Origin of the sequence: Paenibacillus foliorum (assembly GCF_013141765.1) — a bacterium.
Classification (GTDB): Bacteria; Bacillota; Bacilli; order Paenibacillales; family NBRC-103111; genus Paenibacillus_S; species Paenibacillus_S foliorum.
This window is the reverse complement of record NZ_WHOD01000009.1, coordinates 45,079-66,811: the sequence shown is the minus strand read 5'-3', so window position 1 is coordinate 66,811 and position 21,733 is coordinate 45,079. Positions and strand designations below refer to the sequence as shown.

Below are 21,733 nucleotides of genomic sequence, written 5' to 3'. Positions count from 1 at the left end.
TTTGTTTGGGAAATGCTTGTTTTGCGGCGGCAACTGTAGGGTAGGAACACCGCTGGTTCAATAAATGAAGAGGTGATGAGCATGCTCAATCGTAATGCAGAAGCTTTGTTCTGGGTAGGGCGGTATGTGGAGCGGGCGGAAAACCACGCTAGGTTGATTGATGTACACTATCACATTCAGCAGGAAGCTGACTTTCTTCACAAGGATCATAAGTGGACGCGGTTGATCGATGCGCTTGGTGCCCGTACTTTGTACGTACAACAGTTCGAGGCTTTTACGGAAAAAGATGTACTCTCATTCATTACGCTGGATCGGGGCAATGCGAATTCATTGTTTTCCTGCGTCAGTCAAGCGAGGAATAACCTGCGGACGCTTCGGGAGAAGCTGCCGAGTGAGCTTTGGGATGTGCTAAATGCTTTCTATCTGTGGCTCGGGGAAATGCAGGTGGATGATATCATTAAAGATTCGCCTAATGCTTTCTACAGACATATTAAGGAACGGATGGCTATGTTTCAGGGTGTAGAGAATTCGGTAATGTTAAGGCAAAATGAATGGCATTTCATCGAAAGCGGCAGGTTTCTCGAAAGAGCTGAGAATACAGTCCGAATCCTGCAATCTGTGGCGGGAACGCTGTTGGAGGGGCGAGATATACCGACTCCTTACCCGAATATGCTAGCTGTTCTTAAATCGGTAAGCGGCTATCAATCTTTCCGGCGATTTTATGGGGATGGCATGCAGGTTGAACATATAATGGAATTTATGATTAGAAGTGAAAGCTTTCCTCGATCGATCCAGTTCTCCTTTACCGAATTGGAAAAGCATTTGAAGGGAATCGAGCTGCAGACTCAGGATTATCACATTCCTCATGAGAAAGCAGTCCGTCTAGCTGGGAAAGTAAAAGCGGAGATGGCTTGTCTAGAGCCCGATGAATTCCGAGCCCAGCAAGTATCAACGCTTCTGGAGCACTTAACGGTTTCATGTCATAGGCTTGGAAAGACTATGGCTACTGCCTTTTTCCAGTTTGAGGAGGCCACTGCATGAAGATCGAGATCAACCATGTGACCCGCTATACGTATGCGGAATCGGTTGCAGACAGTGTCAATGAGCTTCGATTGACACCGCGGACCAATTACCGGCAATCCTGCTTTCACCATGAGGTGTGGATTGAACCGGTCGCTTCTTTATTTACTTATGAGGATTATTTCGGCAATAGAGTACATTCCTTCTCAGTCAGTAAGCCCCATCGTGAGTTGGTTATTAAGACTAAGGCGACGGTAGTAACGCAGGATCAGAACTGGGATTTACTGAAAAGGGTGCCCCTCGAGGAGCAGCGGGAGCTTCTGCAAAGCGAACGGCTGCAGAATCGTTATATTGAATATTTGTTACCTACGGCATATACCGAAGTGACCAAAGAGCTGTCAGCTTATGCGGCGGGGTTTGAGATCGGACCGGATGGATACTATGATTGGGCGAAGCAGATCACCGAAGGCATTTACCGTGACTTCACTTATGACCCCTATGCAACGCATGTCCATTCGAAGGTGAGCGATACGCTGCAGCTGAAGCGGGGGGTGTGCCAGGATTATGCGCATCTTATGATAGCTGCGTGCCGCAGTATTGGGCTGCCAGCTAGGTATGTCAGTGGGTACCACTTTGTGGGTGATTTACAAGGGGGCAGCGCCGACTTCGAGCAGGCTTCGCATGCTTGGGTTGAAGTGCACGTGCCTGGCACAGGCTGGCTCGGCTTTGACCCTACGAACAACTCGGAGGTAGGCTGGCGCTATGTGAAGCTAGGCCATGGACGTGACTATAAGGACATTGTCCCTGTTAAAGGTGTTTACCGCGGCACGGCGCGTCAGATACTGGATGTCACGGTGGATGTAAGAAGGTTGGAAGGATGAACAAAAAAGTTTGGTAAGAGCGGGCTGTTCGCGGTAGACGAACAAGCCCGTTCTTTGTGTGCGTATTTTATAGACTCTATTGAATATTTCCATATTATGGGTTATATTTGGTATAAGATACTAGTATCTAGTGCTAAATAAGGAGTTGCTCATTATATGAAGTATTTTATTGTTACAGGCACATCTAGGGGGCTTGGTCGAGCAATTGCTGATAAATTAATAGCTCAAGACCATCGCTTATTTTGCATTTCAAGGAAGAAGAATGATGATTTAATATCTAAAAGCAGTGATGCCAATATCAATTATTTCGAATTTGATTTAAATAATATCAACCAAATTGAAGAACTAATGCAGTCCATCTTTAGTAAGGTAGATAGTTCAAAAGCCGAAGGGATATATCTAATTAATAATGCAGCGGTTATTTCTCCGCTATCCAGTATTGAACAAGCAAGTGGTGAGGAATTGGCCAGAAACCTGAATGTCAATCTGCTTGCTCCGATGCTTCTCACGTCACTTTTTATTCGCTTTACCAAGCAGCTTGCTGTTGAAAAAAGGGTCTTGAATGTGTCCTCTATGTCTGTTAAAAATCATCTTTCTGGGATGAGCGCTTATTCTACATCTAAAGCGGGGTTAGATGTTTTTTCTCAATGTGTGGGGCTGGAGCAAGGAGAAGGTATATCTTCTGTCAAAGTAGTTTCAGTCTGGCCTGGAATGATTGACACTCTTTTGCAGGAGGAGGCAAGGAATGCTAACCAAAGCACCTTCGCATCCGCACGAATCTTTGCAAAAGTAAAGGAACGAGGAATGCTTGAATCGCCTGAAGCAACAGCTGAAAAGCTTGTTGAATTTCTTTTAGGAGAATCGTTTGTTCAAGGCTCTGTTGTTGAGAATCTTTAGATTGACATGTATAACAAAAGCCCGCAGGTCCTGATATAGGACACTTCGGGCTTTTGTGCTGAATGAATCAGCTTTGGCTGATATCAAGTATCTTTATTTTGTTTGTGTGATAGTTCGACTTGAATGGTATCTTGATCGCGGGTGATCTCGTTGATGTGGATGCCATTCTTTTCCAAGGAGTTTTTAATGTGCTCTTCATTTTGTGCTGGGAAAATGTAAGCCGTATTCTCTTTGTTGTTGAGCAGATGCTCTGCAACATCCAGCAGCTTCTCCATAGAAAAAGGCTTACGCAGAAACTTTTCAAGGTCTTTCTCGTGATAGTCCAAAGGTGGTTCCAATGCTGTCGACACAATGACAGGGGTTCGGAAATAGTCGGGATGCTTGTAGAGTTCGGATATAAAGTCCCATCCGGTTTTCGTTCCTTCCAGATGGATATCTACAATACAAAGCAGCGGCGCTTGGTTACGAATTTGATTCAGAGCAATAATTCCTTCCTCGGCCGAACGCAAGTGAACGGTAGGGACGTTCAATCGGGTAAGTCCAATCTGGATTAGCTTGGCCAGGTTGTCATCGTCTTCAAGGACGATGATACTGCCTTCGGCGCTTGGCACCTTGTGAGTTTCCAGTTCGACGGTAAAGGTAGTGCCTTTGCCCATTTCCGATATGAAGGTAATTGAACCTTGATGTGCGTCCACGATTTCTTTCACAATGGCTAATCCTAAGCCTGTGCCTCCTATTTGGCGGCGGTCTGAATTATCAACCCTATAAAATTTAGAGAATAACTTATCCTTGGCTTCATCCGGAATTCCAAGTCCGTAGTCAGTAATGAGAAGCTTTACCTGCTGGCCGTTTTTTTCAATTCGTACATCAACCTTATTGGCCTGAGGTGAATATTTAATCGCGTTGCTAAGCAGGTTGTGAATGATTTGTTTAAAACGGTCGGAATCGGCACGGATCCATACTTCGTTATCAGGAACGTGCAGCTCAAGCTGGTGGCTCTGTTTACCCTTCCATTGGTAAGAGGCTTCTTCCAGCAGGCTGACGAGATCGACTGGAGCGAAGTGATACACTTGTTTGCCTGATTCCATCCGCTGTAAATCCAGAAAGTCGTTAATTAGGGTAGATAGACGGTTAGCTTCTTTATAAATGGTTTCCATATATTTCTGCTGCTTTTCAGGTGGGAGCTGGCGATGCAATAAGATTTCAATAAAACCCAATACGCTTGCGAGCGGCGTCCGTAGTTCATGGGAAACGATACTGACGAATTCATTCTTCATTTCATCAACTTTTTCTTCTTCTGTTCGATCCCGGAATACGAATAAATAACCTACTTGATTATCTTTATCACCAACCTTGGTTGCGTAGAGCTCAACATAACGCTGTTGATTATCTTGGTCCAAATAAACGAAGCGCTCGGTAAGCTTATCAAGCGATCCATTCAGCAGGCCTTCAACAGACAGATAGATAGGCATAAACGAAGGGCTGGTCTGACTAATAAAGTCTCCCACTTTGTTCCAATTTTGCCCAATATGTTGGCTTAGAGTTATATAGTCGCTCATGCGGTGGTTGACGAACAGCAGTGTGCCCTTCGAATCGCAGAGCATCATGCCTTCATGTGTAGACTCCAAAATGTTATTAATCAGGTCGCGTTGATTGCCGATAAACTCTTTCTCATGGGTTAATTGATCGTTCAATTGTTCCAAACGAATCGATTGTCTGAGCCGTTCCTCGTTCATAAGCTGTGCAAGGAAAGCGAGTTCGAATTGTCGGACCAGGCCTTTGGCGATACGGCCTCTTTGTTCACTTCGTGAAGTCAAATAACTGGTTAAAAGCAGAAAACCAATTACTTCATTATTGTCATCGAACACAGGGTAGTATTGATCCAAAGCGTGACTCATCGATTGGTGTATGCCAAGCTCCATAGAGGATAGATCTCGTCTGCATTCGATTGGTACTTTTTCAGTAAGGACTCGAAGCGCTGGGCCGAACAATACGGTCTGAATCTTGCTCGGCAGCTGCTGTGGGTAGCCGGTGGCGTATAATATGGTATAGGAATAGGAAGCTTCCTCATCCTGTGCGTCAGTCGAACCACTGTCCTTATTCGATTTCATGACAAGTAAAGCTGCGTCCATCTTGAGCGAGTCAAGCAAAGCGGGAATGGATGACTCCAGAAACAGGGACATTTCTAAAGAGCCGGTTAGCTTTTCCTGATACGTGCTAATGGTTTCGAGTTCTTGCTCTCGCTGGGACAGCTTCTCAAGAGTCTGCTCCTGCTCCTCCTGCTGGGCTATAATTTCTTCGTTCTGGGACTCTAAGCTTTCCGCCATATATCGGTAGGTTTCCTCGCTTTTACGCAGAGCAGCCTCCGCGCGGTTTGCTCGGCTGAATATGACTGCGGACATCAAGCCAATGATGAGGGCTAAGCCACCGCCTACGGCAATAATAATTCTAGCTGAGCGTCCTGCTTGATTGGCGTCTTTGTAGGCAGAATCCGCAATGGTATCGATTTCGGTTATGACCTTGATATGAAGCTGGCGAAACCGATCCATCATCGTTTTTCCATTCGTAATACGTGTGCGGGCCTCCTCAATTTTACCGCTTTGGACCAAGATGATCTGTGAGAGGTAATAATCCTGTAGACGCTTAATTTGCGGCAGCATATCGCCTTCCATCAAGCTTTTCAGGCCCGGATATTTTTTCTGGTAGTCGGCCATTATTTCTAGGTCAGGAATAAGCTGCTGCTTGCCAAGCTCATAAGACTCCAAATATTTCTCATCACCCGACACTATATAACCGCGCAAACCCGTTTCCTGATTAATTATATCCTCAAAAATATTTCCGGCTACTCCTGATAAAGGAATAACCTCATTTACAACGCTATTCAGTTCATTTTCCATATTAGTGGAAGCCACATAGCTGGATATACTAACAAAAGCAAGCAAGGAAATAATAAGGACAACGTATAGCAAAGATACATTCGAGCGTGTTATTTTCATATAAAGACCGCCTTGTTTCTAAGAGAGTGGAGTGAACGTTTAACGTACATATTCTACCAACAAATTCGACAAAACCTGAACATATTCCTGTGTGGAACTTATAAAGATCTATAATTTTTGAGTATTCAATAATATATTTCGCTAATTTACGACAGGACCTTATTTATTTCGGCATTTCATAGTCAAAAAATAAGCTATTATTTAAATAATACGGACGGATTGTTTGGGTATTTAAGTAAAAATAAAGGTGTGGAGATGAATGTGAGGGATGTGAACATGAAAAATGCCGAAAACCGTGAAGTTTGCTGCAAGAAATGTTTGCCAGTTCAGCCGTTCTCGCTTACAATAACAATGAGGACTAATAAATGTTAGGTATGGTAACACCAAACTAACGCATCAGGCAGCAGGAGGCGAAGATGTTGCAGATGAATCAAGTACCGCTGGAAAAGGAACTCCACCCTTTTTTTCAGCCGATATTATCGCTCCAAAACCAGAAAATTATCGCCTATGAAGCATTGGGCAGAAGGGTTCACGAAGGACAGGTTCACAGCCTAGGGCCTTTTTTTCATGATCCAACTGTTAGCGATGAGCATCACTTACAAGTAGACCGATTGCTGCGTGAGAAGGCGATCTCGACTATTGCTCAATCTGACGGGGATGCGATGCTGTTTTTAAATTTAAAGCCGTCTTGGATTTATAGGAAGTACAAGGAAACCGGTATTCTGCCTACGCTGCAGTTTGTTGAAAAGCATGGATTGGAGCCGTCGCGGGTTGTCATAGAGATAACCGAGGAGGAGTTCCACGGACGCTTGGAGGAATTGTCGAAAATTGTAGAGGTTTATCGTCAGCAAGGCTGCTTGATTGCAATCGATGATATAGGCAGCGGATACAGCAATTATGATCGGATAGCTTCGATTAAACCTAATATTTTAAAAATTGATTTGAAGCTGTTGAAAAAGAGCAAAAATCACGAGGGCTATAATGCGTTATTAAATTCATTTTCCATATTGTCTTCACAGATGGGGTCTTCGTTGTTGATAGAGGGTGTGGAAACGAAGCAGGACTTGTATCATTCATTAAAGGCTGGGGCTAGGTATGTCCAAGGCTTTCTGTTCTCGGAAGCCAGAGCTGATTTTCAATCAGAACGAAACTACGAGCCTTTATTAAAAGAAGAGATACGTATCTATACGGAATCAGAAATAACGCGTTATCGGGCGTTATTCTCTGTACAAGAAAGTCTTAATGAATTAATTTCATCAGAAATGCATATTTCTTCGGCCCAGGATGCGGATATGATGATCGGCAGCCTACTCGGCACTGTCGCCGACAATGTGACGAGAATTTATATATGCCGCGAGGATGGCTGTCAGGTTTCATCTAATTTCATTCGCGATATGGACGAGGGATGGAAGAAGGACGCCCAGTTTCAAGGATCGAATTGGATATGGCGTCCTTACTTTATTCCTAATATGATGCGGATGAATAATCAACGGCAGGGGATGCTCTCTCAAGTATATACCGATCTCGATACGGCTCAGCCGATGCAAACGTACTCTTGTCCGGTTGGGGACACGCATTATATTTTTCTGGATTTGAGCGTTTGATTCGGATAATCTAGCTAACCCTCAACCCACTCGCTTCGCAGTGAGAACAGCTCCTTCAAGTCATCTGTCGACATTTCAGTAATCCACTGTTCTCCGTTCCCTACGATTTGTTGGCTTAAACCCTGCTTCTTCTCGATCATTTCATCGATTCGTTCCTCAAGCGTTCCCAATGTTACAAATTTATGCACCTGAACATGCCGGGTTTGACCAATTCGAAAAGCCCGGTCGGTTGCTTGGTTCTCCACAGCAGGATTCCACCAACGGTCAAAGTGAAACACATGGTTGGCAGCGGTCAAATTCAGTCCTGTGCCTCCAGCTTTTAGAGATAAGAGGAAGATGCTCGGCTGCTGTCCTTCTGGAAGTAGGGTATCGCCTTGGAATTCGCTGATCATGCGATCTCTTCCTGCCTTCGGCGTACCGCCGTGAAGGAACAGGACTGGAGTTTCCAGCTCCTGCTCCAGGATGCGCTGAAGCAAATGTCCAGTTTCCACAAACTGTGTAAATATCAGACATTTATCCCCTTCTTGACGAAGCTCCTGTACCATTTCCAGCAGCCTCTCCACTTTGTTGGACCGTTGCTGCCAAGGGGAACCAGCAGGCTCCTTGAGCATAAGCGACGGATGATTACATATCTGCTTAAGCTTCGTCAAAGCCGCAAGAATTAAGCCTCTCCGCTCCATAGCGCTTAAACGATCCAATCTATCGAACATATCCTTAATATAGTTTTCATATAAAATACCCTGCTCTGCCGTGAGTGAAACGAATGTTTTGTTCTCGTATTTTTCCGGCAAATCCAATTGGATGGCGGGGTCTTTCTTGACACGGCGCAGCAGGAAGGGGCGTATCAACCGCTGTACCTTGCTTACCAGCTCCGGATCATTCGATTTCTCAATAGCCGTTACATAGCGGTGCGTGAACTCACGCAAGGTGCCCAGGTAACCCGGATTTAGGAAATCAAAGATCGACCATAGCTCGGTGAGCCGGTTTTCAATTGGAGTACCGGTCATAGCGATTCGATGCTGTGCCTTCAAGCTGCGGATCGAAGTGGCCTGTTTGGTGTAGGCATTTTTAATGTTTTGGGCTTCATCGAGACAGATGGAGCTCCATTCAACCTGAGCTAGCTCTATTTCATCCAAGTGCGACAAGGTGTAGGTAGTCAGTATGAGATCATAGCCTTGGCAGGTTTCCTTAAAGGCTTCGCCTTTGGCGCGATTAGGTCCATAATGCAGATGAACCTTCAGCTCGGGGGCAAATCGCTGCAGCTCCTTCTGCCAATTGCCGAGCACCGAGGTGGGGCAGATCAGCAGGGAAGGGATGATTGGGGCGTCTTCTTCCCCGACGCCAGCAGTTGCCTGCTCGCGCATGTGCAGCAGGTAGGTGATCATTTGAATGGTCTTGCCGAGACCCATGTCGTCAGCAAGACAGCCTCCAAGGCCGGCGCTGCGCAGAAACAGCAGCCAAGAAATACCCTCCAGCTGATAGGGGCGCAGAGTCCCGCGGAAAGAAGCGGGAGGTTCAATCAGCGGTGGTCGCTTGGCGTGGTTGAGCAGCTCAATCATCTCTTGCAGCTGTTCATTCAGCTCAACCTCCATTTGGAGTGAGCGTTGGAAGCCGAATTCCTCCTCGCCTTCTGAGGAGCCAAGCAGGTGAAGCTCTAACACGTCGCGGAACGAAAGCCCTTGCTTCTTCTGCACCTGCTTCATAACCTGCTCAAGCTGCTGCAGCTGTGCCGGATCAAGCTGTATCCACTGGCCGCGGATTTGTACAAGCTTACGCTTTTCTTCAAGCAGCGTGCGGAATTCTTCTTCAGTCAGCTCGATATCGCCGAGTGCGATCTTCCAATCAAACTGCATCAGCTGCTGCAGGCCGAACATCGCCTGAGGTCCAGAGCCAACCGATGATTTGATCTTGGCTTTGAGCCGCGGCTTCCAGCGGCGAATCCGCTCCCACCAGGCGGGCAAGAAGACGGAGTAGCCCGCTTCCATCAGGCGTAGGCTGCCCTGCGTGAGCAGTTGCCAAGCCTCGTCTTGCGACAGCTCGCTGCGCAGGATAGGTGTGTCCTCGCTCTGCTGCAGCGAGGGTTGGATGCGCCGCCACTTGGCGAGATCCTTCGCCGCGCGGTGCAGATGCGGCTGCCACGCGGCGGGCAGCTCCGCCAGCGCCGGGTGGACATCGCGCACGGGCGCGATGCTGTGCTCGCCGACGGGCACTGCGTCGGCGGTTGACGGCGCAGACGCAGCGGCTGCACCGATTGCGTCTACGCTGCGGCGCGCGGCTTCGAGCGCGCCTTCGCCCGGCTGCGCCGCGGCGGCACCGTCGGCGGCTTCCGCTTGCACCGCCGCATCAGCCTGCGCAGCGGCTTCCAGCACTGCTGCGTCGACCTCGCGCAGCACATCCTTGTTCGCGCGATCTTGTAGGATCACGCGCAGCGGCCAGCTGCCGCGTCCTTGCGGCGGCTCGCTCAACTGCAGGCACGTCCTAAACGGCGTGCCGTCCGTTTGCCAGCCGATGGAAACGAGCCAATCCTCCTCGTCCATCCATAGATCGGCTGGGAGCTTCCCGCGTTGAAGCAGCGGATATGTCTGCTCCAGCTGACGAATGCTCTGGCGCAGCACGCCATCTTCCTCGCCCCACTCGGGGATGAGTCGATCCATCCACTGCTGCGCTAGTGGAGATAGACCTTCCGCTGCCACGCTGTCTGGCAGCGCCAGCTTCCAGCCTAGCTCACCCGCCTTCCACTTCGTGAAGTCGGGCATGCAGCGGCCCTGCACCAGCGCCTCCTTCACATGCGGCGCCAAGTGCAAAAGCTCCTGCAGCTCACGGCTCCAATCCAGCTTTAAATGCTGGACTGCGCTTGGGCTGCAGAAGTAGTCCAGCGCCTCCAATGCAGGCAGCTGCAGTCCTTCAATGTTCATCGACTCCGTAACCTCGATGAACGTGCCATAAAAAGACTGCTGATGCCACGCAAACAGCAGGTTCTTCAAATCATTGGCGTCATTGATGCCGCCGTTATGCCGGACGCCCCACAAGAAGAAGCAGCCGGGGACGATCCATCGGGTGTTAATGGTTATCGCAGTCGTATCGCTCATGGAATCCATTTCCCTTTCCGAAGCTCTTCTTGCAGTGCGCGTAAGCGGGAATACCGATTCGCTAGGCGGTAAATATACTCTTCCCAGGTGTTCAGCTTCTCTAGTTGTTTATAGTACGCGTGCAGCTTCTTCAGCAGCTTAACGGCCATCTTGTAAGAGTTGCGGTTCTTCTCCGCAATGCACCGTTCAACGGCTTGATGGTACAGCGGCAGCAGCAGGGAGGGATCGTTCGCCTCCACATTTTTTAAATCCAGTGCATATAAATTAAGCGGAGAAACACGATTAGCCAGCTGCAAATCAACCCAAGCCTTAAACCGGTTCGCTTTTAATAAATAGGCTGTATAGAAATAGTACGTCCGCGGCAGCAGGGCGATCATGACATCGACCCATTCGCCGTCATCAGGCTGACGGCTTACAGCTTCCATCCAATAGGTGCAGAAGATCCGTAGTTCCTCCTGTTGAGCGCGCTGTACAGAGGGCAGAAGCCATCTGAGCCATGCCAGCATGCGCTCCCACTCCTGGCCATCGTAAAAGCGGTGTAAATAGATGAAGAAATCACGAGCCTCTCGTTTAGCAAGCTGCTCAAGAAGCGTTCGCGCTTTTGCATCATTACCGGCCATTATATCAAAATGAGCCAATGCGATTATAACGGCTTCGCGTCTGCGCGGCATAACATTAGACTTCGCTGCTATAAGCTGAAGCCGCTTGCGTTCGCGCTCCAGTCGTTCCGGGCGGTCTTCCAGACGCCACCAGATGCTGCGGTAAGCGAGCAGCCAATCCATAGGCGAGTCCTTGCCGGTTAAAGCTGTTTCGCCAAGCATCGTCATGGTTTCATCCACAGCGGCTTCGTGTTTTTTCAGGAGTGCAGTGAAATTCAGGGCAGGCAGAAGGCCTTCAAGCTGCTCTATACATTGCTTAGCGACTGTTTTGCTGCCTGTTTCAATGTAATAAGATAAATAGGACGACTTCGTATCCGTATAAAACTGCTCTATTTTGCGCATGACGAATAGAACGACATGCAGCTCATAGAGATGCCGTAAGGGTTCATCCCAATTAGCCGCAAGTGGAGTCAGCGAGTCCTTGGCTGCATTGTAAAACAGCTCAATCGAGTGCTGCTGTGAAAGGGAGTAGCCGTAAAATTGCTGGTCAAAGAAACGTTGCCAAACCGTTGGCGGCTGATTCTCTTGCAGAGCCTCTAAACGTTCCTGTTTCTTCTCAGCCTTGGATACTGATGAAGACGTACGGGATTGCTGCTGGCGACTTTTCACTAATATGGCTTGCTTTAGCTGCTGTAGAAGCAGCTCCGGCCGTGCGTAGGATGCATACAATGTGAAAATAACAGCAGCCATATGCCTGCAGTTGGATGGATAGGAGCAGCTGCAGCTGCTTTTTGCAAAATTGTCCATATCCAGAATGACTTCGTATTTCTCTTTGCCGTGTACGGAAGCGGAGATTTCCACTCCATGCAATAGCTCTATGTTTTTCACACGGGCTTTGTGGTAAAATTCCCATCCGCGTTCCAGTATCGGCAACTCAAAGTCATGCTGCATCCGTTCGATTAAAAAATTTATTCGGTTTTTCGGGATTTGCAGCTTCAGCATGAGAAACGTTCCGCCTCCGAACTCGTTGTCTATCCTTATAGTGTAACAGATTTTGGATTTAAATGCTTCCTCTGTCCGGTTGCATGTAAGGGTTTTTTCGGGTTAAAATGCTTAGTAAGCATTTCCAATCCATTTCCATTCGAAAGGACTGATGTTGTGGGAATTAAATTTGGTCGGGAGTATCCTGACATTATTAACGATTTTACCGAGGCTTTATACAGTATGGATGAATGTTATTCCTTTTTGGAGATGACATCGGAAGAATGGAATGAATTGGAACCCGAGGAACAGCAGGAATGTATCAAGACATTGGCTGACGATATATTTTATGGGCTTGGCAGTGATCCCAAGATGAGTGTTGGCAAATGTACCATCAGCCATGACAAAGATAAGCACGTTATCGTTATTTATCATGGTGAGAAGCTTATCAGCGTGATTTACTTGGTTTAAATTGCAACTATTTATAAGTCAAAAACGCCCTTCGCTGGGCGTTTTTTTGATTAAGTAGAGTCTATTTTTATACTGAGCTTCACTCATAATTGAAAAACGAGCCCGTACATATGGACAGGACATCCACTAATTTTTGAATTAGGCTGCGTGATTAACTTAATATCGATAAATTTTTGTTGAATTACGGTGTGATTTTATTAGCCCGGTATGTAATTTTGTGTGGTTATTGCTATAGCTAGCAATCCTATGGACACTATCCCCTTTGCTCAGAAACAGGTTTCGAATGGGAGGTGTTAATAAGTGAATATGAAGAATCCGGAGGTTCCGGCTAAGTGAGTAGGGTCATTAAAACAATATAGCACACAATGTGAGTAAACTTTTTTGAATGGCTGAATGGGATTCCTCTCCCTGCGAACACCCAAACATTGGCATACCATTTTGGGGCAGCCGGGTATCAAACCGCTTATATAGGGAAATGGCACCTGGCCGAAGAAGAGCCTGTGCCTGAGACGCAGAGAGGCGGGTATGATTATTGGTTGGCCTCTAATGTGCTGGAGTTTTCGTCGGACGCATATGATACGGTTGTTTACAACAATGATAACGAGGCAGTGAAGCTTCCTGGTTATCGGGTTGATGCTTTGACTGACGCAGCAATCCGTTATATCGATCAGCACCAAGCCGACCCGTTCTATATGTTTGTTTCCTATTTGGAGCCGCATCATCAAAACCATACGGATAATTATCCTTCCCCTGAAGTTTATCAAGGGGCTTATACAAGCCGCTGGGTTCCGGCTGATCTTGCATCGTTGGGCGGGACGGCGCATCAGCATCTGGACGGCTATTATGGTATGGTAAAGCGGTTAGATGATGCGCTCGGCCGATTAATGGACACCTTGAAAAGCTTGAACTTATCGGAAAATACGATACTTTTATTTACATCGGATCATGCTTGCCATTTTAAAACGAGAAATGGCGAGTATAAGCGTTCCTGCCATGACAGCTCGATCCGGGTCCCGACTTCGATGATCGGTCCTGGCTTTCAAGACGGACGACGTATTACGGAGCTTGTGAGTCTGATAGATCTTCCTCCTACCCTGCTGGATGCTGCAGGCATTAAAGTGCCGGAAGCTATGCAGGGAAGTTCGATCCTGCCGCTGCTGCAAGGAAAGCAGGCAAAGGCAGATTGGCCTCAAGAGGTGTTCGTGCAAATCAGTGAATCGCAGGTGGGCAGGGCTATACGGACGGACCGTTGGAAGTACAGTGTGAAAGCGGCTGGAAAAGACGGATGGTCTCATGCTGGTTCGGACATTTATGAGGAAGAGTTTTTGTATGATTTGCAAGCCGATCCGTATGAGCTAACCAATCTAGTTGGAGTGGAGTCCCTCAGAACGGTTGCTGACCAATTGAAGTTGCGGCTTCTTGCGCGTATGAAGGAAGCGGGGGAAGCTGCCGCCCAAATTGTGAATGCACCAACGGTTCCGATGGGGCAGCGCCGAGTTTCCGTAAATGAACTACGTGTATAGGACTAATTGATGAGTGGTTAGGTGAGCGAGAGAGCAAGCCATACGAAGCAAAAATTTAAGGAGAATGAGTCAATGGGGAAGCTGACAGAAGTCGAAATTGCTACGCAGCTGGAGCAGATGTCTGGCTGGAATAGAGAAACAGATGGGAAATGGATCGTCAAAACCTACAGGTTTAACGAGTATTTATCCGGTATTGCTTTCGTTGAGAAGGTGGCGCGTATCGCGGAGCTGGAATTAAACCATCACCCGCTGATCGCCATTGATTATAAAAGGGTGACGCTGCGGCTCACCTCATGGCATGACGGCGGGTTAACCGCGCTTGATTTTGAGGCGGCAGCACGCTTTGATGATGCTTTAGGCGTATAGTTGGATTAGGCAGCTCTGTTTTTTTACAAGATGGTTGAAAAGGTCGGTCGGGTATTTTTAAACAGCAGCTTCATGTTTCACTGACTTTCGGTAGCGAGTCATCCGGTTACTTGTTAGATCGCTTAGGCTTCCATTCCATGCAGTAAAACATATCTCTGCCGGTTGGCGTCATCTTGTTGTAAGTATCGGTATGAACAAACCCTGCTTTTTCGTAGACACGGAATGCGCGAATATTCCAGCTAAGCACCTCCAAATCGATTTCATTGGCGGGTGCTCTTCTTTTTGCTTCGGTGGCTATAGCACGAACGAATTCAACACCATGACCTCGGCCGCATAATTCAGGACGCATGCCCAATCCAAGCCTTGTAACTCCAGTAATAGGGAAAAACTGGGCAAAGCCATACATAAGGCCATCTTCATCTAAGACAGCTCTATATTGCTGCTCCCGGAGCTCGGCATCTGCAAATTCTTCTTGCTCAGAGAGCATGATATCCCAGGGGCGCCAATTGTATATATTATAAGGAGCCGGGTAGGACCAAGTGCAGATGTCGCCGCAGTGGGCTTCAGTTAAAGGGACGATTCGGAATGTTGGCGAAGTAAGCATAAGAGGTACACTCCTTTGGGGACCTTGCGGTTTTCCAATTCTTTTTCATCCCTATTGTACTCGCAGCATTGGGGTTTGTCGAACTGATTACCAAATAGCGGAAATTTTTCGTTTTGCTGGGGCACTATTCCGTTGTATACTAATATAGGTATCCACACAGTAAAGGAAGTGTTTATGATGCAGCATATAGTGAGTCAGGATTGGCTGTTTGACCACGGTACAGACGAACATGTCGTCATTGCGGACTGTCGTTTTTTATTAGGAAACCCAAGTGCGGGCCGAGAGGCTTATGCTGTCGATCATATTCCTGGCGCCGTGTATGTTGACTTGGAACAAGACTTGTCAGCACCCAAAGACGTACACGGGGGAAGGCATCCGCTGCCTGATTGGAATGAATTTGCACTTAAGATGGGCACAGCGGGCATAAATAATGAAAAAACTGTAATTGTGTATGATGATCAGGGTGGAGCGATGGCTTCGCGTTTGTGGTGGCTTCTTCATTATCTCGGTCACTCTCAAGTGTATGTGCTGGATGGAGGCTACACGAAGTGGAAGGAAGCTGGTTATCCTGTGACGGATGAGCCTGCAATGGAGCACCCGACAGTATTTGAACCGAAGCCTCAAGAAGGTATTTTGGTCAGCATGGAGGATGTGAAGAGCCGCATTGGCCGTCCGGGCACTGTACTGATCGATTCGCGTGAAGAACGGAGATATTTGGGGCTTGAGGAAGCGATTGATCCAGTAGCGGGCCATATCCCAGGGGCGAAGCAGTATTTCTGGAAGGATAGCCTCGATGAACAGGGTAATTGGAAGGAAGATGAATTGCAAAAAGCACGGTTTACCGACTTGCAATCGGCGGATGAAATCATCGTGTATTGCGGTTCTGGCGTAACGGCATGCCCGAATGTACTCGCTTTGCGCGCGGCGGGCTTCTCTAACGTGAAGCTTTATTCCGGCAGCTGGAGCGACTGGGTTAGCTACGAGGATAATCCGGTGGCTACGGGGAAAGAGTAAGAGCGGAGAGGCCGCGTCCGACGGGCGTTTGGCGTACAGCGTGTTTGGTGCTGTACGCTTTTTTTGGCGCTTCCGGGCAGTTACAAGTCAACACGGAATCAACACCAAGTCACTGAGAATGTTTACAGCCAAGCTGACAAGCAAACGCGCGTTTGTATTCTTGAACGGGTTCGGGCAGTAGCCGCCGCTTCGGAGTTGTGTACACTACAACGCTCGCTACTCCGATCACCTACGTCAGATCGCACTCCCGCCACTGGCCATCATAGCCCAGGTATACCACATACGCTTCGGCTTCTACGCACCCATTGGTGTTGTAAATATAAGAATAGTAATCCATGTAAGGGTTTGTGGCTTGTACGCTTCCTGCAGATAAGGCGAACACGAGAGTGATTGCAACTAACATCGATTTGAACTTAGACTTCAAAAATAAATTTTGTATTGCCAAATTGGATCATTGATGCTAATATCCTAGTTAATCTATGGGGAAAGTAAAATTAAATAAATCGAAGACTCTACCGGACAGCCGGAGAGGCGCTAGTAATTAAGGCGTCTTTCTGGCTGTCCTTTTTTAAAAACAACTAGAAGGAGTGTGGACAACATGCAATACCGTAAATTGGGAAGAACCGGATTAAAGGTGTCCGAGGTGAGCTTAGGCACGATGGCATTTGGTCGTTGGATCGATGAGAAAGCTTCTGAGGAAGTACTGAATGCTGCATTGGATGCAGGCATTAACGTCATCGACACGGCGGATATATATGGAAGAGGCATGGACATGGGAGATTTGTCACTTATCGGGGAATCCGAAGCGATCCTGGGTCGAACGCTCAAGGAACGTAGGCATGATATTGTGCTCGCCACGAAGTTTCATGCCCGGGTAGGCAATGGAATTAATGACGCAGGGCAAAGTCGTTACCATATTTATAGGGCTTTGGAAAATAGTCTTAGGCGATTACAGACCGACCATATTGACTTGTACCAGGTTCATGGATTCGATCCACAGACGCCAATGGAAGAGACGCTTCGGGCGCTGGACGATCTCGTCCAGCAAGGCAAAATCCGTTATATAGGCTGCTCCAATTATGCGGCTTGGCAGTTGGCAAAAGCGCATGGAGTTAGTGCTGTCCACGGTCTTCACCGCTTCGAAAGCGTCCAGCCGGAATACAGCTTGATCACCAGAGGGATCGAGAGGGAGCTTGTTCCTTTTGCACAGTCCGAAAATGTCGGCATCATCACGTACAGCCCGCTAGGCAGGGGAATCCTGACCGGCAAGTATCGTGCGGGTGAAGCACCACCTGCGAAGTCTAGACTAGCTGCTGGAGAGAAGAAGCTCGAACAGCTGCTGCAGGCGAACCGGGCTTATACGCTCGTTGATGCGATTCACCCGCTTGCCGAAGCACGCGGTTGGTCGCTGGCACAGTTCGCGTTGTCTTGGGTGCTCAGTCATTCGTATATTTCTTCGGCTATACTCGGCGTGTCGAAGGTAGAGCAGATTGAGGATGCTTTACGGTATGCGGATCAACGCCTAACACAGGAAGAGCTTGCGCACATCGACGAGGTATCACGGAGTCTTCATCTTATTTTGTAACAGCAATCGTACTTCTAATATGAATAACTTACTTTTAGGAGGGTAACACAATGAGCCACAAACGTCAGTTGCATCTTGGACTATTTTTATTTTCTACCGGGTACCATCCGGCTGGATGGAGGCTGCCAGAGGCGGTCACCGATGGGGCTTTTGATCCGCAGTTTTTGTATCGGGTGGCAGCAAAGCTAGAGGAAGCGAAGTTCGACTTTTTCTTCTTAGGGGATAGACTGGCCACCAGTGTAGACGAACAGTACACCTTCCCATCGCAGATGGTCCGAATGGAGCCGTTCACGATGCTCTCCTACCTCGCTGCGATTACGAAGAAGATTGGCTTAATCGTGACAGTAAATACAACGTACGCGGAACCGTACCATGTCGCTCGTATGACGGCATCTCTCGATCATTTGAGCGGAGGGCGTCTCGCATGGAACGTAGTAACGGGTGCGGATACCCGAGCGGCCCTGAATTTCAGCCGTGAAAAGCATTGGGATAACGCGAAACGATATGATTATGCGGATGAGTTCGTGGGTGTTGTCAAGGAGCTTTGGGATACGTGGGAGGATGATGTCTTTCTACGGAACAAAGAGACGGGAGAGTACGTGGACAAGAGCAAGGTGCATACGATCAACCATGTAGGAGACCAGTTCTCGATAGCTGGACCGCTTAACGTCGCTCGACCACCGCAAGGGCAAATTCCGCTGCTGTCAGCAGGTACTTCCGAACGGAGTCAGGAGCTGGGTGCTCAGTTTTCTACGGCTATTTTCACGGGCGAGATTGTCCTTGAAGAAGCTAAAAAGTTTTATGCAGGTATTAAAGGCAAGTTGTCCAAGTATGGACGGCAACCGGAGGAACTGTTTATTATGCCCGGGCTTGTACCGCTGGTGGGGCGAACGGAAGAAGAGGCTCGCGCCAAATATGTGGAGCTTAGCCAGCTGCTTGTGACTGATTTCAACGTAACGTCGCTGTCGAATCGTCTTGGTCTAGACTTGACTGGTTATCCGCTTGACGGTCCCCTGCCGGACTTATCCCTATCGGGTCTGCCCATCGACAAAGTCAAATCGCTGGTTGGACTGGCTCAGCGGGCGTCCGGGCATGAGGACATAACGGTTCGCGAGCTGTTTTACTATTTCGCTGCGACGGCGAGAGGTCATCTTCTCGTTGTGGGCGATCCCGAACAAGTTGCCGATCAGATCGAGGAATGGTTCGTCGAGGAGGCGGCCGACGGGTTCAATATTTGCCCTCCATATATGTATGACGGACTGGACTTATTCGTGGATTTGGTTGTGCCGGTGCTTCAACGCCGCGGATTGTTCCGTACAGAATATGAGGGTAGCACGTTCCGCGAGCACTTCGGTCTATCTCGCCCGAACAATCGGTTCACCAATAACGCTACCGCTCTGCAAGGCGCCGTCCATTGATGCGGCTGCTCCGAAGGCAATGTGGGAAAAGAGGGAAAACGTATGGGCAACAAGACAACAACTCGCTTTAATTGGCGCATGATTGCCGGTCAGCTCGCGCTACTGCTGTTTATTCTTGGAGCTATCGAGTATATCGTAAGCGCCGAAATCGTGAGTAGCTTGTATTTGTCGCAGCCAACCTTGGTCATGAAGGAAATCATTCGATTATTTTGGGATGGCGAAATTTTTCATCATCTATCCGTTACACTGTGGGAATTTTTAGTGGGATACGTGCTCTCTGCTGTGGCGGGAATCGGAACGGGCATGTTCCTCGTCCTTATTCCGCGGGCAGAAACATTTTTCAAGCCTTTTCTATCTGCGCTGCTTGCTGTTCCTAAAGTAACAATCATCCCCATGCTCATGCTGTGGCTCGGCATTGGGCTTTCCAACAAAATCGCTATTGTATTCCTGTTTTGCTTTTTCACCATTGCATTCAATACGATTACCGGAATTAAGCAAACCGCGGAAAACCATCTGAAGGTAGCGCGCGTGTTCGAGGCGACAAAGCTGCAGACGATCATGAAGGTGATTTTGCCATCCGCAGCGCCTACCATTTTCGTAGCCTTACGGCTATCGGCAGCTACTGGCCTGGTAGGTGCTTTATTCGGAGAAATGATGGCGTCGAAGGACGGTTTGGGTAACCTGCTTGTTAAAGCGACTTCGCTGTATGATACGACGAAAGCATTCGCGATTATTACTATCGTTACCGTTGTCTCTGTCCTTATCATTGCGCTAATTGATCTGTTGGAGAAAAAAATCGTTCTGAAATGGAAATCATCCTAACACCATTATCTAAATAAACCTAAGGGAGAAGAAGCAGATGCGAAAGAAAAGTTGGACCGTCATAGGAATGGTTAGTCTTGTTGCTGCACTAATGTTGTCAGGATGCTCTGGCAGTGCAAACAGCCAAAGTAATGGAGCAAAAGCATCTTCATCATCCGCTCCAGCTGCAGGTGGCCAAGTGATGCAAAAAATAAAGTATTCGCCATTAACCGGCGTCAGCGGGCTGGTCGTCCTCTTCGGTGCAGAGAAAGGATTTTTTAAAGAAGAAGGTCTCGATGTCGAGTTTATTACGACGAAAAATGCCGTCGAGGCATTAGTGAGCAAGGAGGTCGATATCGCCGATATGCCGACCACTAGCGCGATTATTGCGGCTGGTAAAGGCGCTCCGATCAAAATCGTTTCTTCCATGTTCCGCACGAAGGGCCCGTTTTATCTCATTGCTGCTCCGGGTATCAATAGCGTCGAAGAATTGAAAGGGAAAACCGTCGGTGCAGGCTCCTTCGGCAGTGGGCTCGACGTGTACACCCAAGTTATTTTGAAAAAACACGGGCTTAGCAAAAACGATGTTGCTTATGTTGCTAATGGAGCACAAGAAGCAGCCTATGCAAGCTTAACGTCCGGTCAAGTGGATGCGACGATTATTCACGAGCCCTTTGCGTCTTTGGTTGAGCAAAATGGAAAGGGAAAAATTTTGGCTAAAGGCTGGGATTACTTGCCGAACTTTCACACAGGTGTGCTGGCATCGCGCAAAGATTTCATTGATGAGAAGCCGGAGTTGGTCAAGAAGCTTCTGAGTGCCTATTTCAAGTCCCAACAATATGCGAAAAGTCATCCCGACGAGTACAGAGCTTTCTTCTTAAAAAATGTCAAAGTTGATGAAAAAGCAATCGATAGTGCATTCAAGCGTGAAGACGTGCTGTGGGAGAACAATCCGGACGTCGATCTCAAAGCGCTGCAGGAGACACAGCAAATTCAAGTTGATCTTGGGTTTCAGGATAAAATCTACGATACCGCGAAAATACTCGATCTGCGCTTCATTCCCAAAAAGTAAGTTGAAAACGAGGTGTTCCTATGGTGGGCTACTTGATTAACGGAGTATCCAAAGTGTACGGAGGATCGATTCCCACGGAAACTCTGGTGGACATCAATCTAAAGATAGAAGATGGAGAATTTTTAAGCATTCTGGGTCCTAGTGGCTGCGGCAAAAGCACGTTACTCGAAATTTTGGCTGGCTTGCAGCTGCCTTCGTCGGGAGACGTGTTGTTCGGCGGAAAGAAGATGCAAGGTCCGGGAATCGAGCGGGGCGTTGTGTTTCAGGACCCTTCGCTTTATCCTTGGCGCACGGTGCTGCAGAACGTCGAACTAGGTCTGGAGCTTCGGCATGCAACCAAAGCAGAGAGAAGAGCAGCTGCGCAAAAATATTTGGACATGGTTGGGCTGCAAGGCTTTGAGCACAAGTACCCCCATCACTTGTCCGGCGGCATGAAGCAGCGGGCCGGCCTTGCCCGCGCCCTTGCGAACAGCCCGGAAGTTCTGCTCATGGACGAGCCATTCGGAGCCGTCGATCATTTGACTCGCCTGCAGCTGCAGGATGACTTGTTGAACATTTGGGCAGCAGAGAAGAAGACGGTAGTCTTCGTGACCCATGATGTATCTGAAGCGGTGTTCCTGGGTGATCGGGTCGTGTTGTTGTCTCCAAGACCGGGGCGGATCAACAAGATATTCCGGGTACCGAACAAGTATCCACGTAAACGGGACGATATCGAGCTGTTGAAGATCCAGAACGATATTTATGCCGCCATTCACGAAGTGAAGACGCAGGAGCATTTAGAATATATTATTTAGCCGGAGGAGAATGAGATC

General features: G+C 48.1%; 23 protein-coding genes. 16 read left to right on the top strand and 7 right to left on the bottom strand.

The genetic code is table 11. The annotated features are described in order from the left end of the window. Positions 1-81 precede the first annotated feature (81 nt). From GC093_RS02230 to GC093_RS02220, 3 genes are all read left to right on the top strand, one after another. Positions 82-1,041: an alpha-E domain-containing protein gene (locus tag GC093_RS02230; RefSeq protein ID WP_171650221.1), complete on the top strand. Its 960-nt coding sequence runs from the start codon at positions 82-84 to the stop codon at positions 1,039-1,041. Continuing rightward, the gene (locus GC093_RS02225; protein WP_171650220.1) at positions 1,038-1,901 is read left to right on the top strand and encodes a transglutaminase family protein; all 864 of its coding nucleotides are present in this window, start codon (positions 1,038-1,040) and stop codon (positions 1,899-1,901) included. The genes GC093_RS02230 and GC093_RS02225 overlap by 4 nt, the downstream gene beginning before the upstream one ends. A gap of 156 nt (positions 1,902-2,057) precedes the next feature. Beyond that, positions 2,058-2,798, top strand: coding sequence for a (S)-benzoin forming benzil reductase (locus tag GC093_RS02220; RefSeq protein WP_171650219.1), 741 nt, complete (start codon positions 2,058-2,060; stop codon positions 2,796-2,798). Positions 2,799-2,881: 83 nt separating this feature from the next. On the opposite strand, the gene GC093_RS02215 is transcribed toward GC093_RS02220, so the two are convergent. Continuing rightward, the gene (locus GC093_RS02215; protein WP_171650218.1) at positions 2,882-5,794 is read right to left on the bottom strand and encodes an ATP-binding protein; all 2,913 of its coding nucleotides are present in this window, start codon (positions 5,792-5,794) and stop codon (positions 2,882-2,884) included. A 416-nt stretch (positions 5,795-6,210) separates the two neighbouring features. Here GC093_RS02215 and GC093_RS02210 point away from each other — a divergent pair, with 416 nt between their 5' ends. After that, positions 6,211-7,398 carry an EAL domain-containing protein gene (locus GC093_RS02210; RefSeq protein WP_171650217.1) on the top strand — a complete coding sequence of 396 codons (1,188 nt, stop codon included), beginning with the start codon at positions 6,211-6,213 and terminating at the stop codon, positions 7,396-7,398. A 14-nt stretch (positions 7,399-7,412) separates the two neighbouring features. Here GC093_RS02210 and GC093_RS02205 read toward each other — a convergent pair whose 3' ends face one another. From GC093_RS02205 to GC093_RS36780, 3 genes are all read right to left on the bottom strand, one after another. After that, positions 7,413-9,608: a DEAD/DEAH box helicase gene (locus tag GC093_RS02205; protein WP_376768618.1), complete on the bottom strand. Its 2,196-nt coding sequence runs from the start codon at positions 9,606-9,608 to the stop codon at positions 7,413-7,415. Between the two features lie 133 nt (positions 9,609-9,741). Beyond that, positions 9,742-9,873: a hypothetical protein gene (locus tag GC093_RS36785; protein WP_376768617.1), complete on the bottom strand. Its 132-nt coding sequence runs from the start codon at positions 9,871-9,873 to the stop codon at positions 9,742-9,744. 3 nt (positions 9,874-9,876) lie between these two features. Further along, positions 9,877-10,032: a hypothetical protein gene (locus GC093_RS36780; protein WP_376768616.1), complete on the bottom strand. Its 156-nt coding sequence runs from the start codon at positions 10,030-10,032 to the stop codon at positions 9,877-9,879. A gap of 6 nt (positions 10,033-10,038) precedes the next feature. On the opposite strand from GC093_RS36780, the gene GC093_RS36775 reads away from it, so the two are divergent. Next, positions 10,039-10,269 (top strand): hypothetical protein, encoded by a 231-nt coding sequence (locus GC093_RS36775; RefSeq protein ID WP_376768615.1) that lies wholly within the window; start codon positions 10,039-10,041, stop codon positions 10,267-10,269. Further along, a complete protein-coding gene (locus tag GC093_RS36770; protein ID WP_376768614.1) occupies positions 10,239-10,559 on the top strand; it encodes a hypothetical protein in 321 nt (106 codons plus the stop codon). Before GC093_RS36775 ends, GC093_RS36770 begins: the two co-directional genes overlap by 31 nt. Here the strand turns inward: GC093_RS36770 and GC093_RS02200 are convergent. Beyond that, a complete protein-coding gene (locus tag GC093_RS02200; RefSeq protein ID WP_171650215.1) occupies positions 10,484-12,088 on the bottom strand; it encodes an SWIM zinc finger family protein in 1,605 nt (534 codons plus the stop codon). The two genes, GC093_RS36770 and GC093_RS02200, sit on opposite strands and share 76 nt — an antisense overlap. A gap of 156 nt (positions 12,089-12,244) precedes the next feature. Between GC093_RS02200 and GC093_RS02195 the strand changes: the two genes are divergently transcribed. The 3 genes from GC093_RS02195 to GC093_RS02185 all read left to right on the top strand — a co-directional run bounded on the left by GC093_RS02195 (position 12,245) and on the right by GC093_RS02185 (position 14,427). Continuing rightward, positions 12,245-12,538, top strand: a complete 294-nt coding sequence (locus GC093_RS02195) for a hypothetical protein (protein ID WP_171650214.1) — start codon at positions 12,245-12,247, stop codon at positions 12,536-12,538. A 389-nt stretch (positions 12,539-12,927) separates the two neighbouring features. Beyond that, positions 12,928-14,061: a sulfatase-like hydrolase/transferase gene (locus tag GC093_RS02190; protein WP_171650304.1), complete on the top strand. Its 1,134-nt coding sequence runs from the start codon at positions 12,928-12,930 to the stop codon at positions 14,059-14,061. A gap of 72 nt (positions 14,062-14,133) precedes the next feature. Continuing rightward, positions 14,134-14,427, top strand: a complete 294-nt coding sequence (locus GC093_RS02185) for a 4a-hydroxytetrahydrobiopterin dehydratase (protein WP_171650213.1) — start codon at positions 14,134-14,136, stop codon at positions 14,425-14,427. Positions 14,428-14,533: 106 nt separating this feature from the next. Here the strand turns inward: GC093_RS02185 and GC093_RS02180 are convergent, their stop codons facing one another. Beyond that, the gene (locus GC093_RS02180; RefSeq protein ID WP_171650212.1) at positions 14,534-15,031 is read right to left on the bottom strand and encodes a GNAT family N-acetyltransferase; all 498 of its coding nucleotides are present in this window, start codon (positions 15,029-15,031) and stop codon (positions 14,534-14,536) included. A 177-nt stretch (positions 15,032-15,208) separates the two neighbouring features. Between GC093_RS02180 and GC093_RS02175 the strand changes: the two genes are divergently transcribed. Together GC093_RS02175 and GC093_RS35425 are read left to right on the top strand one after the other, a co-directional pair. Next, positions 15,209-16,045, top strand: a complete 837-nt coding sequence (locus tag GC093_RS02175) for a sulfurtransferase (protein ID WP_171650211.1) — start codon at positions 15,209-15,211, stop codon at positions 16,043-16,045. A 28-nt stretch (positions 16,046-16,073) separates the two neighbouring features. Then, complete coding sequence (locus tag GC093_RS35425) at positions 16,074-16,226, top strand: hypothetical protein (RefSeq protein WP_216624461.1); 153 nt, start codon at positions 16,074-16,076, stop codon at positions 16,224-16,226. A gap of 48 nt (positions 16,227-16,274) precedes the next feature. Here GC093_RS35425 and GC093_RS02170 read toward each other — a convergent pair whose 3' ends face one another. Then, on the bottom strand, positions 16,275-16,448 hold the full coding sequence (locus GC093_RS02170; protein WP_171650210.1) for a hypothetical protein: 174 nt from the start codon (positions 16,446-16,448) through the stop codon (positions 16,275-16,277). 195 nt (positions 16,449-16,643) lie between these two features. Here GC093_RS02170 and GC093_RS02165 point away from each other — a divergent pair, with 195 nt between their 5' ends. From GC093_RS02165 to GC093_RS02145, 5 genes are read left to right on the top strand one after another with little or no spacing between them, the layout of a single operon-like run. Next, a complete protein-coding gene (locus GC093_RS02165; RefSeq protein WP_171650209.1) occupies positions 16,644-17,630 on the top strand; it encodes an aldo/keto reductase in 987 nt (328 codons plus the stop codon). 50 nt (positions 17,631-17,680) lie between these two features. Continuing rightward, positions 17,681-19,048 (top strand): LLM class flavin-dependent oxidoreductase, encoded by a 1,368-nt coding sequence (locus GC093_RS02160; RefSeq protein ID WP_171650208.1) that lies wholly within the window; start codon positions 17,681-17,683, stop codon positions 19,046-19,048. Positions 19,049-19,090: 42 nt separating this feature from the next. After that, entirely contained in the window at positions 19,091-19,870 is a 780-nt protein-coding gene (locus GC093_RS02155; RefSeq protein WP_171650207.1) for an ABC transporter permease, read from the top strand. Between the two features lie 37 nt (positions 19,871-19,907). Further along, positions 19,908-20,921: an ABC transporter substrate-binding protein gene (locus GC093_RS02150; RefSeq protein ID WP_171650206.1), complete on the top strand. Its 1,014-nt coding sequence runs from the start codon at positions 19,908-19,910 to the stop codon at positions 20,919-20,921. A gap of 20 nt (positions 20,922-20,941) precedes the next feature. After that, positions 20,942-21,715, top strand: a complete 774-nt coding sequence (locus tag GC093_RS02145) for an ABC transporter ATP-binding protein (protein WP_171650205.1) — start codon at positions 20,942-20,944, stop codon at positions 21,713-21,715. The last annotated feature ends 18 nt before the right edge of the window (positions 21,716-21,733 follow it).

What these genes read in the sequence shown, in the direction of transcription:
- GC093_RS36770 (WP_376768614.1), top strand. Translation starts at nt 10,239, where the DNA reads ATGCTGGACTGCGCTTGGGCTGCAGAAGTAGTCCAGCGCCTCCAATGC.
- GC093_RS36775 (WP_376768615.1), top strand. Translation starts at nt 10,039, where the DNA reads ATGAGTCGATCCATCCACTGCTGCGCTAGTGGAGATAGACCTTCCGCT.
- GC093_RS02210 (WP_171650217.1), top strand. Translation starts at nt 6,211, where the DNA reads ATGTTGCAGATGAATCAAGTACCGCTGGAAAAGGAACTCCACCCTTTT.
- GC093_RS02200 (WP_171650215.1), bottom strand. Translation starts at nt 12,088, where the DNA reads ATGCTGAAGCTGCAAATCCCGAAAAACCGAATAAATTTTTTAATCGAA.
- GC093_RS02170 (WP_171650210.1), bottom strand. Translation starts at nt 16,448, where the DNA reads ATGTTAGTTGCAATCACTCTCGTGTTCGCCTTATCTGCAGGAAGCGTA.
- GC093_RS02180 (WP_171650212.1), bottom strand. Translation starts at nt 15,031, where the DNA reads ATGCTTACTTCGCCAACATTCCGAATCGTCCCTTTAACTGAAGCCCAC.
- GC093_RS02220 (WP_171650219.1), top strand. Translation starts at nt 2,058, where the DNA reads ATGAAGTATTTTATTGTTACAGGCACATCTAGGGGGCTTGGTCGAGCA.
- GC093_RS02155 (WP_171650207.1), top strand. Translation starts at nt 19,091, where the DNA reads ATGGGCAACAAGACAACAACTCGCTTTAATTGGCGCATGATTGCCGGT.
- GC093_RS02215 (WP_171650218.1), bottom strand. Translation starts at nt 5,794, where the DNA reads ATGAAAATAACACGCTCGAATGTATCTTTGCTATACGTTGTCCTTATT.
- GC093_RS02185 (WP_171650213.1), top strand. Translation starts at nt 14,134, where the DNA reads ATGGGGAAGCTGACAGAAGTCGAAATTGCTACGCAGCTGGAGCAGATG.
- GC093_RS02165 (WP_171650209.1), top strand. Translation starts at nt 16,644, where the DNA reads ATGCAATACCGTAAATTGGGAAGAACCGGATTAAAGGTGTCCGAGGTG.
- GC093_RS02225 (WP_171650220.1), top strand. Translation starts at nt 1,038, where the DNA reads ATGAAGATCGAGATCAACCATGTGACCCGCTATACGTATGCGGAATCG.
- GC093_RS02230 (WP_171650221.1), top strand. Translation starts at nt 82, where the DNA reads ATGCTCAATCGTAATGCAGAAGCTTTGTTCTGGGTAGGGCGGTATGTG.
- GC093_RS02175 (WP_171650211.1), top strand. Translation starts at nt 15,209, where the DNA reads ATGCAGCATATAGTGAGTCAGGATTGGCTGTTTGACCACGGTACAGAC.
- GC093_RS02150 (WP_171650206.1), top strand. Translation starts at nt 19,908, where the DNA reads ATGCGAAAGAAAAGTTGGACCGTCATAGGAATGGTTAGTCTTGTTGCT.
- GC093_RS02160 (WP_171650208.1), top strand. Translation starts at nt 17,681, where the DNA reads ATGAGCCACAAACGTCAGTTGCATCTTGGACTATTTTTATTTTCTACC.
- GC093_RS02145 (WP_171650205.1), top strand. Translation starts at nt 20,942, where the DNA reads ATGGTGGGCTACTTGATTAACGGAGTATCCAAAGTGTACGGAGGATCG.